Annotated in this window: 14 protein-coding genes and 1 tRNA gene; 7 read left to right on the top strand and 8 right to left on the bottom strand. The window is 61.0% G+C overall.

Going from position 1 to position 12,961, the window contains the following annotated elements; translation table 11 throughout:
* Positions 1-7: 7 nt before the first annotated feature.
* From plsX to BUA42_RS05920, 6 genes are all read left to right on the top strand, one after another.
* On the top strand, positions 8-1,117 hold the full coding sequence (gene plsX, locus BUA42_RS05945; protein WP_072776816.1) for a phosphate acyltransferase PlsX: 1,110 nt from the start codon (positions 8-10) through the stop codon (positions 1,115-1,117).
* Complete coding sequence (locus BUA42_RS05940) at positions 1,114-2,085, top strand: beta-ketoacyl-ACP synthase III (RefSeq protein ID WP_072776815.1); 972 nt, start codon at positions 1,114-1,116, stop codon at positions 2,083-2,085. The genes plsX and BUA42_RS05940 overlap by 4 nt, the downstream gene beginning before the upstream one ends.
* Before the next feature lie 93 nt (positions 2,086-2,178).
* A complete protein-coding gene (ihfA, locus tag BUA42_RS05935) occupies positions 2,179-2,481 on the top strand; it encodes an integration host factor subunit alpha (protein ID WP_072776814.1) in 303 nt (100 codons plus the stop codon).
* Between the two features lie 5 nt (positions 2,482-2,486).
* Positions 2,487-3,341, top strand: a complete 855-nt coding sequence (locus BUA42_RS05930; RefSeq protein ID WP_072776813.1) for a MerR family transcriptional regulator — start codon at positions 2,487-2,489, stop codon at positions 3,339-3,341.
* A gap of 69 nt (positions 3,342-3,410) precedes the next feature.
* Positions 3,411-3,487, top strand: a tRNA-Pro gene (locus tag BUA42_RS05925).
* A gap of 101 nt (positions 3,488-3,588) precedes the next feature.
* On the top strand, positions 3,589-4,665 hold the full coding sequence (locus BUA42_RS05920) for a 2'-deoxycytidine 5'-triphosphate deaminase (RefSeq protein WP_072776812.1): 1,077 nt from the start codon (positions 3,589-3,591) through the stop codon (positions 4,663-4,665).
* On the opposite strand, the gene BUA42_RS21125 is transcribed toward BUA42_RS05920, so the two are convergent.
* The 7 genes from BUA42_RS21125 to BUA42_RS05890 all read right to left on the bottom strand — a co-directional run bounded on the left by BUA42_RS21125 (position 4,662) and on the right by BUA42_RS05890 (position 11,404).
* Complete coding sequence (locus BUA42_RS21125; protein WP_178346864.1) at positions 4,662-4,817, bottom strand: hypothetical protein; 156 nt, start codon at positions 4,815-4,817, stop codon at positions 4,662-4,664. The genes BUA42_RS05920 and BUA42_RS21125 overlap by 4 nt on opposite strands.
* Positions 4,818-4,914: 97 nt before the next feature.
* Positions 4,915-5,526 (bottom strand): SMC-Scp complex subunit ScpB, encoded by a 612-nt coding sequence (gene scpB / locus BUA42_RS05915; protein WP_084066180.1) that lies wholly within the window; start codon positions 5,524-5,526, stop codon positions 4,915-4,917.
* A gap of 46 nt (positions 5,527-5,572) precedes the next feature.
* Positions 5,573-6,367, bottom strand: coding sequence for a segregation and condensation protein A (locus BUA42_RS05910; RefSeq protein WP_072776810.1), 795 nt, complete (start codon positions 6,365-6,367; stop codon positions 5,573-5,575).
* On the bottom strand, positions 6,364-7,371 hold the full coding sequence (locus BUA42_RS05905) for a glycoside hydrolase family 3 N-terminal domain-containing protein (RefSeq protein ID WP_072776809.1): 1,008 nt from the start codon (positions 7,369-7,371) through the stop codon (positions 6,364-6,366). The genes BUA42_RS05910 and BUA42_RS05905 overlap by 4 nt, the downstream gene beginning before the upstream one ends.
* Complete coding sequence (locus BUA42_RS05900; protein WP_245818965.1) at positions 7,368-8,384, bottom strand: SPOR domain-containing protein; 1,017 nt, start codon at positions 8,382-8,384, stop codon at positions 7,368-7,370. Before BUA42_RS05900 ends, BUA42_RS05905 begins: the two co-directional genes overlap by 4 nt.
* A gap of 43 nt (positions 8,385-8,427) precedes the next feature.
* The gene (argS, locus tag BUA42_RS05895; RefSeq protein WP_072776808.1) at positions 8,428-10,173 is read right to left on the bottom strand and encodes an arginine--tRNA ligase; all 1,746 of its coding nucleotides are present in this window, start codon (positions 10,171-10,173) and stop codon (positions 8,428-8,430) included.
* Positions 10,174-10,243: 70 nt separating this feature from the next.
* Positions 10,244-11,404 carry a deoxyguanosinetriphosphate triphosphohydrolase gene (locus BUA42_RS05890; protein ID WP_072776807.1) on the bottom strand — a complete coding sequence of 387 codons (1,161 nt, stop codon included), beginning with the start codon at positions 11,402-11,404 and terminating at the stop codon, positions 10,244-10,246.
* An 84-nt stretch (positions 11,405-11,488) separates the two neighbouring features.
* Here BUA42_RS05890 and BUA42_RS05885 point away from each other — a divergent pair, with 84 nt between their 5' ends.
* Positions 11,489-11,812 (top strand): HesB/IscA family protein, encoded by a 324-nt coding sequence (locus tag BUA42_RS05885; RefSeq protein WP_072776806.1) that lies wholly within the window; start codon positions 11,489-11,491, stop codon positions 11,810-11,812.
* Positions 11,813-11,867: 55 nt separating this feature from the next.
* On the opposite strand, the gene BUA42_RS05880 is transcribed toward BUA42_RS05885, so the two are convergent.
* Positions 11,868-12,938, bottom strand: a complete 1,071-nt coding sequence (locus BUA42_RS05880; protein ID WP_072777434.1) for a DUF6902 family protein — start codon at positions 12,936-12,938, stop codon at positions 11,868-11,870.
* Positions 12,939-12,961: the final 23 nt, after the last annotated feature.

Below are 12,961 nucleotides of genomic sequence, written 5' to 3'. Positions count from 1 at the left end.
CCTCCGCATGACCTCCTTGCAGGATCAACATATGGCGGGTGACGGACCAATCGTTTTATCAATCGACGCGATGGGCGGCGATCTGGGGCCGGAGGCAGTTGTCTCCGGCATGTCTCGTTCTGCGAAGGCGAATCCGGAAATCCGGTTCTTGGTGCATGGCCCTGCAAAGAAGCTCAACAAGCTGATTGCAAAGAAGAAAGGCCTCGCCGAGCGGTGCGAGGTCCGCGATGCCGACAGTGTCGTGTCGATGACCGACAAACCGAGCCATGTCGTGCGCAACGGGCGCGAGACCTCCATGTGGGCCGCCATTGAGGCTGTCCGCAATGGCGAGGCAACCGTGGCCGTGTCCTGCGGCAATACCGGTGCGCTCATGGCGCTGTCGATGATCCGGCTGCGCAAGCTGCCCGGCGTGAACCGTCCGGCCATCGCGATCCTTTGGCCGTCGCGTAACCCGCAGGGCTTCAACGTGATGCTGGATGTGGGTGCCGATATCCGCGCGGACGCCGAAGACCTGTTGCAATACGCGCTGATGGGGGTGTCCTACGCCCGCAACGGATTGCATCTGAAGAAGCCCCGCGTCGGACTTCTCAATGTCGGCACTGAAGAGCACAAGGGTCGCCCGGAACTGCACGATGCACATGAGCTGATCTCCAAGGCGGCAGAACGTGCGCCTTTTGAATTCGTGGGCTTTGTCGAAGGCGGCGACATCCCGGGCAAAGCCTGTGACGTCATCGTCACCGACGGATTCACGGGCAATGTCGCGCTCAAGACAGGTGAAGGTACCGCATCGCTGATCGGCGATCGCCTGAAGGAAGCGTTTGCCTATTCACCTTTGTCGCGTCTCGCATCGCTTCTGGCGCTGACGTCCCTGCGACGTCTGCGCAAGAAGATTGACCCACGGCGCGTGAACGGCGGTGTGTTTCTTGGCTTGAACGGCACCGTGGTGAAGTCGCACGGATCTGCGGATGCGACTGGTGTGTCGGCGGCGATCAAGCTGGCCTTCCAATTGGCGCAATCCGGTTTTTCGGAACGGCTTGCCGCGCGGCTTGAGTCGATCAACGACATCACCTGGGACATCACCGAAGACACCGGCAGCGACAAGGAGAGCCAGGCATGACCAGACGTGCGGTTGTTGTCGGGCTTGGGCATTACCTACCGGAACGGGTCGTGCCAAATTCGGAGTTCGAGGCCACGCTTGAGACCTCGGACGAGTGGATCAAGTCACGCTCCGGCATCGAACGGCGTCACTTCGCGGCAGAGGGCGAGACGACATCTGACCTTGCGACGCGGGCTGCCGAGAAGGCGCTTGCGAATGCGGGGCTTGAGGCGAACGACCTTGACGCGATTGTCCTGGCGACGTCCACGGCAGATCTGACCTTCCCTTCAGCGGCCACGATGGTGCAACACGCCCTTGGCATGACACGGGGCTTTGCATTTGACGTTCAGGCCGTCTGCGCCGGGTTCATCTATGCGCTCAGCACGGCCAACGCGCTGATCCTGTCGGGTCAGGCCAAACGGATCATGGTGATCGGGGCCGAGACCTTTTCGAAGATCATGGACTGGACCGACCGCGGCACCTGTGTCCTGTTCGGCGACGGGGCCGGTGCGGTGATCCTCGAAGCACAAGAGGGTGAGGGGACGGCAGCGGATCGCGGTATTCTTTCTGTCGATCTGAATTCCGACGGGCAACACAAGGACATCCTCTTCGTTGACGGCGGGGTGAGCACTCAGTCAACCGGCTTCCTGCGGATGCAGGGCAAGGAAGTGTTCCGCCATGCGGTCGAGAAGCTGGCACAGACAGCGACCACAGCGATGGAACAGGCGGGCATCGACAGCGCGGATGTGGACTGGATCGTGCCACATCAGGCCAATATTCGCATCATCCAGGGCACCGCGAAGAAGCTTGGCCTGTCGATGGATAACGTTGTCGTCACGGTTCAGGACCACGGGAACACATCGGCGGCCTCGATTCCGTTGGCGCTGTCGGTTGGCGTCGAGCGCGGCCAGATCAAGCGCGGAGATGTCGTTGTCACCGAAGCGATTGGTGGCGGTCTGGCCTGGGGCGCCGTGGTGCTGCGCTGGTAGGCAAAAACCTTCTAAATTCTCGCACACAAGCCATTGATATTGACTCGGAAATTCGCAGGTCGCATGCTGTCCGGAACCGGGAGGGATGTATTGATGGGCCAAAAGACTTTGACACGGATGGACCTGAGCGAAGCGGTTTTTCGCGAGGTTGGATTGTCCCGAAATGAAAGCGCCGACCTTGTTGAAAGCGTGCTGAATCACATGTCGGACGCGCTGGTCGCGGGCGAACAGGTCAAGATTTCGTCCTTTGGCACGTTCTCGATCCGCGACAAGGCGGCACGCGTTGGACGCAATCCGAAAACCGGTGAAGAAGTCCCGATCAATCCGCGCCGCGTTCTGACTTTCCGGCCCTCTCATCTGATGAAAGACCGCGTGGCCGCCGGCAATAAGGGCTGACCACAATGAGCAAATCCGCAGATGCCTTCCGCACCATAAGTGAGGTGGCAGAGTGGCTGGACACACCAGCCCATGTTCTGCGGTTTTGGGAGAGCAAGTTCACGCAAGTCAAACCGGTCAAACGCGCCGGGGGGCGACGGTATTATCGTCCGTCAGACATGCTGCTGCTCGGGGGGATCAAGAAGCTGCTTCACGAAGATGGTATGACCATCAAGGGCGCGCAGAAAATATTGCGTGAACAAGGCATAAAGCACGTTTCTTCACTCTGCACTTTAAGTGTCGGTGACGAGGACATCATCGAGGACGTGGTGCTTCAAGAGGTACCCGCGTCCGAACCGGTGGACACTGTCGTGCCCTTCGCGAAACCGGCCGAGTCTGACACCGTTGATGACGCGACGGAGGAGATCGTTGCGCATGCCGAGGACGCGATGTTGGAGGTATCGACCGAAGACGAAAACGCACCAGCGGATGCGCAGATTGCCGAATCTGACGCCTCGGACACAGAACCCGTGTCGCCGGAAGAAGAGGCCCTGCCTGAGCCCGAAACGGCTGTTGAAGACACGCTCGAGGCCGACGCCGAGCCCGACAAGTCAGAAGACCTTGAACCGGAACCAGAGACGGCCGCCCTGCCCGGCTTTCTTCAGAAATCGATGGAAGAGCGCATCGAGGTTCAGGCGGAAGAGGCAGAGACCGAAGCCGCTGTCGCCGACCCCACACCGGAGCCCGCCGTCGTGGCACCGGAGCCGAAAGAACCTGCGCCCAGCGTCCTAAGTCACCTTTCGCGGATCCGAACGCTGTCGCCCGAGTCGGCCAAAGAGATCGCGCCCATCGTCGAGAAGCTCCGCGCCCGCGTTGGGTGATTGATGCATGAAGTGACGGTGGAATTCGCTCTTGCGGCCTGATCCAAAACCGTTATGACAGTCCGCAGTCGGGCTATGGCGCAGCCTGGTAGCGCGTCCGTCTGGGGGACGGAAGGTCGCAGGTTCAAGTCCTGCTAGCCCGACCAATCACACCATCCGCTATCACATGTCTTCGCACGAAAATCACTCTCGCGCGGGGCTCACCCAGTTGCTATGCAAGGCGAAACGCGAACCGGGGGAGTTTGGCATGACGGGTGTGTTGGCCAACCAGCAGATCGAGGCACTGATGGATCAGGGCGTGATTGCCGCTGATGTGCCGTTCGTCGATGGTCAGGTTCAACCCGCAAGCCTCGACCTGCGTCTTGGTACGGTCGCCTATCGCGTGCGGGCGTCGTTCCTTGCGGGCAAAGGCCAGCGCGTCGAGGATCGGCTCGCCGATTTCGAGATGCACCGGATTTCGCTCGAAAGCGGGGCGGTGCTTGAGAAAGGTTGCGTATACCTTGTGCCGTTGATGGAGCGGCTGGCGCTGCCCAAAGATATCAGTGCGGTGGCCAATGCCAAAAGCTCCACCGGGCGGCTGGATCTGCTGACGCGGACGATCACCGACGAGGGCACGGAGTTCGATCGGATCACCGCTGGTTACACCGGGCCGCTTTATGCCGAGATCTGTCCGAGATCATTCTCTGTGTTGGTTCGGCCCGGAATGCGGCTGAACCAGATCCGGTTCCGCAATGGGCAGTCCGTGCTGTCGGATGACGCGCTTGCAACGCTGCATGAAGAGCAAACGCTTGTGAATGGCGGCCCGGCGGTCATTGGCGACGGGCTGGGATTTTCAGTCGACCTGAAACCTGCCGAGGGGGATCTGGTCGGGTATCGGGCGAAACCGCATACCGGGGTGATCGACCTCGACAAGCTGGGGCATTATCGCCCGTCCGAGTTCTGGGAAGAGCTGCACACCACAAATGGCCGCCTGATCCTTGATCCGGATGCGTTCTACATTCTGGTGAGCCGTGAGGCGGTACACATCCCGCCGGATTACGCCGCCGAGATGGCACCGTTTTTGGCGATGGTGGGTGAATTTCGCGTTCACTACGCGGGGTTCTTCGATCCGGGCTTCGGCCATGACGCAGCAGGTGGCACGGGGTCTCGGGGCGTACTGGAAGTGCGCTGCCACGAAGCGCCGTTCGTGCTGGAACACGGGCAGATCGTGGGGCGTCTGGTGTATGAAAAAATGGATCAATCCCCGAGCCAGCTTTATGGCGCGGGGATCAAATCGAATTATCAGGGACAGGGTCTAAAGCTGTCCAAGCATTTCGCGGCTTAGTGCTGCGCGTCGTCGGAATGCTGTGACGGCTGCGGTTTTTTCCGCTTGGCCAGTGCACTTTGGCCCGCGTTCATCCCTGCATTGATGCCGGAATTGATGACGCGACGCATCACAGTGCGCATTACCATGTTGATGATCTGATTGAGGTTCATGTCGCCCTCCTACTGCTTTTGGCTGCCTCGATCCTGCAGATAGGCGACAATTGCGACGATTTTCAGGCAGTGTTTCTGAAAAAATGTGCAGAATTAATTAATCTTCAAACAGTTCGGACTGACCCTCTTCGGTCTCTTCCTCCGCGTCCACATCGCCTTCCCCAAGCTGCGGGACAGTTCCGGGCGGCGGACGGTTCTCTAGAAGACCTGCTGCGCGAAGTTCTTTGAGTCCAGGAAGATCGCGCGCGGATTCGAGACCAAAATGGTCGAGGAAATCCTGTGTGACGACAAAGGTCACAGGCCGACCCGGCGTCATGCGGCGACGCCCGAAGCGGATCCACTCCATCTCAAGCAGTTGATCGACAGTGCCCCGGCTGACCGAGACGCCGCGGATCTCTTCGATCTCGGCACGGGTCACCGGTTGGTGGTAGGCGATGATCGCGAGTGTTTCGATCGCGGCGCGGCTGAGTTTACGTGTCTCAACCGTTTCCTTTTGCATCAGAAATCCAAGGTCCGGCGCGGTGCGGATGGCCCAAGCATCGCCGACCTTGACTACATTGACCCCCCGGCCTTCGTAGCGCTTGCGCAGATGCACCAGCGCTTCGGCGGCGTCCGCGCCATGCGGCATGCGGTCGTTCAGTTCCTTCACGGTTACAGGTTCTGCTGTGGCGAAGAGGATCGCTTCGACCATACGCTCCTGTTCGCCCATCGGCGGTGCTTCGAAAAGGCTCTCTTCGATCTCGCTTTCGGTTGTGTCAGTCACCGCGCGGCTCCTTCCGGCGCAGTTCGATGGGGGCGAAGGTGTCGGACTGACGCAATTCAACCTTGCCCTCCTTCGCCAGTTCCAGCGAGGCCGCAAAGGTCGACGCGGTGGCTGAACGCCAGCGCCCCGGATCGATATTCCACCCATCCGGCATATAGGTGGAGATGTCCGTCCACGTTCCCGCAAAGCCAATCAAACCACGCATCCGCTCAAGCGCTTGTTCCATCGTGAACACCGCGTCCCTGTCCATAACGAAGGGGCGGAATTCATCCTTGGTGCGGATACGGGCGTAGCCCTGCATGAGGTCAAGCAAGGTGGCCGTATATTCGACCTTGCGCACGCGCTCGACCTGTTGTGTCACGCCGCGGGCAAAGAAATCGCGCCCCAACTGGTCGCGCGCCATGAGCTTTGCCGCCACGTCGCGCATCGCCTGAAGCCGTTCCAGCTGAAACGCGAGATGCGCGGCAAGATCTTCGCCTGACGGACCTTCTTCGGTCGGGTCCGGTGGCAGCAAAAGGCGGGATTTGAGAAAGGCGAGCCACGCCGCCATCACAAGGTAATCGGCCGCCAGTTCGATCCGCAAGGCTTTGGCCTGTTCGATAAAGGCGAGGTATTGCTGTGCGAGTTGCAGGACCGAGACCTTGCGCAGATCGACCTTTTGGGTGCGGCTTAGACTGAGGAGCAGATCGAGCGGGCCTTCGAACCCATCGACATCGACAATCAGTGCCTCGGCGGCAAGCCGATCAGCGACTGACACGTCAAACGTCTCTGGAGTCACGTCGTTCATGCACTGCGTCCCTGCTCAAGTTCTGCCAGATTGGCCTTGAGGGCGGCAATGTCAACATCCTCTGGCGTCGGACGTCGCACGATGGCCGCCTCGGCCCGGGCCTGACTTGCAGCGGGCATGGTCCCGATCCGGTCGATCAGGGCGATCCGTTCGGCCAGATCGCCGTTGCAGTGCAGAATGACATCGCAACCGGCGCGCATCGACGCGGCGCCCCTCTCCGGGACAGTGCCACTGAGCGCGTTCATCGAAATGTCGTCGGTCATGAGAAGACCGTTGAACCCGATATCGTCGCGGATTCGCCGGATCATGCTGGGTGATGTGGTGGCCGGTTGTGTTTCGCCCAAGGCACTGAAAACAAGGTGCGCGGTCATGCCCATGGCGCAGTCTGCAAAGGGTTTGAACGCCGCGAAATCGATCGTGTTCAGCGTCTCTTCCGGTGCGTCGATCCGGGGCAAGTCAAGATGGCTGTCCATCCGCGCCAGGCCGTGCCCCGGGATGTGCTTAATCACCGGGAACACCCCGCCAGAGAGGTGCCCTTCGACCACGGCTCGGCCAATCCGAACCACCTGATCCAGATCCGATCCGTAGCAGCGATTGCGCAGGAACGGATGGGTTTCGGGACGCGCGATGTCAAGCATCGGGGCACAGTTGGCGTCGATACCCAAGTCCATCAGTTCGTGCGCGATGATCCGGTAACGCAGGTGCATGCCCTCTTCCGCGTTTTTGCCAAGGCGTGTCACGTGGTCAAGTGGGGGCAGCCATACCGTCGCCAATGGGGGGCGCAGGCGCTGTACGCGGCCGCCCTCCTGATCGATGAAGATGGGCGCGTTCCAGCCCACCGTGTCGCGCAGGTCGGCGGTCAGCGCGCGGATCTGATCGGCGGTTTCAAGATTTCGGTCGAAGAGGATGAAGCCAAAGGGGTTGGCCTCTGCAAAAAACGCGCGCTCGTCCGGAGACAGGCGCGCGCCGTCGCAGCCGAAAATGGCTGCGCCAAACGGTGTCACCGACTGACCACCGGGATGCAATCGGTGCCTTCTGCAACAATGGCGGCACAAAAGCGACGCGAGTCGCTCAGATCGGCAAATCCGTGCGCCCGAAGGCGGTAGAAGACGCGCCCACCTGACGTGGCTTCCTCGATCACGCGCGACTTGCCTTCAAGGTATTCGCCGAACCGCGCTTCGAGCTTTGTCCACTGATCGCGAGCAATCTCGGGGCTGTCATACGCACCGAACTGCACGAGCCGTGTGCCGGTGGGGATCTCGGACGGAGAGAGTTCCGAAACGCCGGTCGGCGCGGCGGCGGGGATGGCCAAGGACGCCTGCTGCAGCCCGGCCGGGCGTTGGGCCGGTCGCAGGGATCGCGCGACACCCGGGATCGAGGCGGGGATGATCTCTGGGCCCTGGTCGACGGCGGCCACCTGTTCCGTGGCGGTGTCGTCAAAGACACCCGTGTCCGGCGCGGGGTCCAGGTCGGCAAACGGCGTGGCGTTTGCGGCGATCTGGTCCGCCAACGCGCGGATCGGATCATCCGCGCTCATGATATCGGTGAGGGCCAAAGACGATGTGTCTTCTTCCGCGTCCTGGCGCAAGGATGCGAGAGCTACCTGCTCTGCCTCGGTCAGCGACGTGTCGGGGCCGATCTGAGAGACCGGGATGTCTTCATCCGTGATATCCAGAGGACGCGGCGCGAGGACCAATTGCTCGGGCGGTTTGGCCGAGGTGCCAGATCCGGCCACGTCGTTGACGGCCAGTCCTTCGTGACGGGCAATCTGTCCACCCGGGTTTTCCGGGGCCACCCGCATCGGGCCGTCGATCGCCTGCACCACCGGGACGCCGGATACGTCTCGCATGATGAGCCTGTAGCCCCACACTGCAATCCCCACAACCAACGCCAGCGACATGGCCGCGCCCAGCCAGTTGGCTGCCGAGGCCACGTTGCCCGACGTCTTCTCCCCGCGTGCGGGGCCCGTCATCTGCATGTCTGCCATGTCCGCCTCTTTGCCCGGTGACTGTGCCACCGGTGATCTCTTGCCTTTGCCTCAGCCAGTCACGGCGCTTTTGTCAGCGCATCTCTTCGACTGGCGTCACGCCCAAGATACCAAGGCCGGACGAAATAACAACCGAGACCGCCCGAGCGAGGGCGATTTTCGCTTGTGAGGCCGCGGTGTTGCCTTCCTGCAAAAACCGAAGCTCGGGCACGTCGTTGCCCCTGTTCCAAAGCGTGTGCAAATCCGACGCGAGTTCATAGAGATAGAACGCCACGCGGTGCGGTTCGTTGGTCCGGGCGGCGATCTGGATCAGACGTGGCCATTCGGCCAGTTTCCGCGCGACTGCGAGTTCCGTGTCATGGGTCATACCGGACAGATCGACGGAGGCGAGGGTCGCGTCATCAACATCAATCCCGGCCTCCCGCGCCTTGCGCAACACCGAATTTACCCGGGCGTTGGCGTATTGCACGTAGAAGACGGGATTGTCCTTGGACTGCTCCAGCACCTTGTCGAAGTCGAAATCCAGCGGCGCATCGTTCTTCCGCGTGAGCATGACAAAACGGGTCACGTCGGGGCCAACCTGATCGACAACGTCCCGCAGGGTGACAAAGGTCCCTGCCCGCTTGGACATCTTGAACGGCTCGCCGTTCTTGTAGAGCTTCACAAGTTGGGTGAGTTTGATGTCGAGCGGCGTCTTACCATCCGACAGCGCACTGACCGCTGCTTTCATCCGTTTGACATAGCCGCCATGGTCAGCACCGAAGACGTCGATCAAGAGGTCGTAACCACGCTGCACCTTGTCGTAGTGATACGCGATGTCGGGCGCGAAATAGGTCCAGCTGCCATCCGACTTCATGATCGGGCGGTCGACGTCGTCGCCATGCGCGGTCGACTTGAACAGCGTCTGTTCGCGCGGTTCCCAATCTTCGGGTTTCTTGCCCTTGGGCGGTTCCAACACCCCCCGGTAGATCAGGTTCTTGTCCCGCAGACTATCGATGGCCGCCTCGATCAGACCGGTGCCGTAGAGCGACTTTTCGCTAAAGAACACGTCCATTTCGACACCGAGCAGCGCGAGATCCTCGCGGATCAACTGCATCATCGCGTCGGTGGCGAAGGACCGGACCTCGGCCAGCCAGACGGACTCGGGTTGATCGACATAGGCGTCGCCGACCTCGGCCATCAGCGCCTCCCCGACCGGGATCAGGTAGTCGCCGGGATAGGTGCCGTCCTCAAAGGCCACCGCCTGACCATGCGCTTCGAGGTAGCGCAGGTAGACGGACCGCGCGAGCACATCGACCTGCGCGCCACCGTCGTTGATGTAGTATTCCCGCGTGACGTCGTAGCCCGCGTAATCAAGCAAGGACGCCAGCGCGTCCCCGAACACCGCGCCACGGGTGTGACCGACATGAAGCGGACCGGTCGGGTTGGCGCTGACATATTCGACATTCACCTGTTTGCCCGCGCCCATGTCGGACTGGCCATAGCTCGCGCCAGCACCCAGAATGGCGCTCGGCAGAGTTTGCCAGACCGAGGTATCCAGCCGCAGGTTCAAAAACCCCGGACCGGCGACCTCGGCGGTCGACACCCGCGGATCCTGCGCAAGTTTATCAGCCAGCGCCTCTGCGATATCGCGCGGTTTCTTGCCGGACGGTTTTGCCAACACCATGGCCGCATTGGTCGCCATGTCACCGTGCAACGGATCGCGTGGCGGTTCGACCGTCACGTTGTCAAAGCCCAGCCCGTCCGGGAGCGCACCCTCGGCCACCATGGCATTGAGGTTGTCGATCACCAGTGTCCGAATGTCGGAAAAGAGGTTCATGTCACACGTCCTTTGCTCGGCACGTCCTCTACCACCTTGGCGCGCGGCGTCAAATGGCGGTTTCCGTGGGTCAGGAATGCGCGTCCATGACATCGGTCCCGGTCAGACGGGCGTGCTCTTGCAGGGCAAAGCGGTCGGTCATACCGGCGATGTAATCGGCCACGATCCGGGCGAGTTCGGTGTCCGACGTCACCTCGGCCACGTCCTTGCGCCACTGTTTGGGCAAAAGCGACGGATCGGACATGAAGAGCGGGAAGAGCGTGTTGATCACATCCGTCACTTGCGTGCGCATTGTGACCACGTCGGGAGCGCGGTACATCCGGTGGAACAGGAATTCGCGGATCACCTTCAGATGCGTCCAAAGGTCGGGCGAGAATTGCACCATCATCCGGCCGGCGTGCCGGATATCGGTCGGTGATTGCGGATCGAGGTCAGCTAGGTTGCGGCGCGTCACGGTGATGACATCGGAGACCAGCAATCCGAAGAACCGGCGCAACGCTTCGTGCCTGCGGCGGTAGTAGTTGAGGCCGGGATGTTTGCGATCCACCTCGGTAAAACAATCACTTACGATGGGGAGTTCGGCCAGTTCATCGGTCGAAAACAACTCGGCACGAAGACCGTCATGCAGGTCGTGATGGTTGTACGCGATGTCGTCTGACAAAGCCGCGACCTGCGCCTCGGCGCTGGCGTGGGTGTGCAGTTCAAGATCGTGGCGCGCGTTGTAATCGGCCAGGGCAAGTGGCACTGGGGCGCCCACCGGGCCATTGTGTTTGGCAATGCCTTCAAGAGTTTCCCAGGTGAGGTTCAACCCGTCGAAATCGGCGTAGTGCCGCTCCAGAGAGCTGACAATGCGGATCGCCTGGGCATTGTGATCGAACCCGCCATAGGGTTGCATCAGCGCATTGAGCGCGTCTTCGCCCGTGTGGCCAAACGGCGTGTGGCCCAAGTCATGCGCCAGCGCAACCGCCTCGGTCAGTTCCAGATCGAGGCCCAGCGTCTTGGCGATGGTCCGCGCCACCTGCCCGACCTCGATCGAATGGGTCAGACGTGTGCGGAAGTAGTCACCCTCGTGTTCGATGAAGACCTGCGTCTTGTGTTTCAACCGCCGAAACGCCGAGGCGTGGATGATCCGGTCGCGGTCGCGCTGGAAACAGGAGCGGAACTCGCTTTCCTCTTCCGGATAAAGCCTGCCCCGCGATCCCTTCGGATCGCACGCAAATCGCGCCGTCATCGCCGCACCGCCTGTTCTTGTCGCCTGTCCCGCCGATCCTTATATTGAGGGTTGAGCACAAATCAAAGCGTAGCCGAGGGCAACATGCAGCTTCCCCCAAAAGTCACAGAACGTGCGTTCGAACGTTTGTCCGAGATCGGCGCAGGCGCAGAGGGCAAGGCACTGCGCGTTGCGGTCGAAGGCGGCGGGTGCTCCGGGTTTCAGTACGACATCAAGCTGGATGAGCCCGCCGAGGACGATCTGGTCCTTGAAGGACACGGCGAACGGGTCGTGGTGGACTCCATCTCGTTGCCGTTTCTGTCGAATGCGGTGATCGATTTCTCCGAGGAGCTGATCGGCGCGCGGTTCGTGATCCAAAACCCGAACGCCACATCCTCATGCGGATGCGGCACCAGTTTTTCGATGTAGCGATCTTGGGGGCGCTGCCCCCAAACCCCCGAGGTATTTCCGAAACAGAGAAGGATCAGCGGGCGACGCTCTGATCCGCGCGGGCGAAGCCGTGGAAAAAGTCCGCAAAGTGCTGTGATGAGGTTTCGGCCTGGTCGAGCACCGTCATGGCCTCTTGCGACAGGGCGTCTTCCATATGCAAGCGCATGGTCAGCCAATCGCCGCTGCGCGCGTCCATGTTCAACATCGCTTCGGACATCTCTCGCATCGGTGTGGCGCGACCGGGACGGTGATCGAAGCGCATCCGGTCATACGCGAAACCCTTTACGAAGGCCGGGTCACCGGTGACGGCCTGGTGCCAGTTGCAGACCAGAAACTCGTGGTAATCGTCCTGCAGACCGACATGTGATCCTTCCTCGACATGGAAGAGCGCGGTTTCGCGTTTCAGCCAGTCAGTCCAGAGCGGGCTTGGCGTTTCACCTGCGTAGTGCATGGCGATGCAGATTTCCGACAGCAGATCGGCGTTCTGCTCGATGAAGGCCAGCAGCCCGGCGAAATGCAGACTGCGCTTGGCCTGCGCGTCAATCTGCGGATCGCGGCGGCCGTATTCGCTCAGATAGAACACGATATGCGTGAGTTCGTAGGCGGCCTTCTTGTTGGGCAGTGTGAATGTCTCTGACCGGGCCATGAAGTCCCGCGCCCGGGCCTCAAGCGCCGGAATATCGCCTTTCGGCATCACGCCGCGACGTGTCATCAGGCGCACGGCTTCGAACCTTTGCAGGTCGGACAATTCGCTCTGCGGCAGGTCCTTGTCGGCGACCCATCGGATCAAACGCTCCGCGTGGTCGCCCGGCATGCCAAGGTCTTCCAGATCGAGGGTGATCGACAAAAAGAACCGGTAGTACTGCGGGAAGAACTGCAGCCGCTTTTCGATCTTGGCGTAAAACTCGGTGTAGGGGTTGAGCGCTTCGGCACCAGGTTGCGTTCCGGTGCATTCGAGGATGTTGAGGACCTCTGCGTTTTCCTTGAGCCAGAACACATCGTCCGTGGTGCGGCGGTGGCGGGCGAAGCAGCTCAGAAGCGCGCCGAGGCGCGCCTCTTGCGGGTTGATCCGGGACGGGGGGGTGAGTTGAATGACGTTGGTCATTGTCCATGCCTCCATTTTTTTCG

This window comes from Marivita hallyeonensis (genome assembly GCF_900129875.1).
GTDB classification, from domain to species: domain Bacteria; phylum Pseudomonadota; class Alphaproteobacteria; order Rhodobacterales; family Rhodobacteraceae; genus Marivita; species Marivita hallyeonensis.
This window is presented reverse-complemented; position numbering and strand designations above follow the sequence as displayed.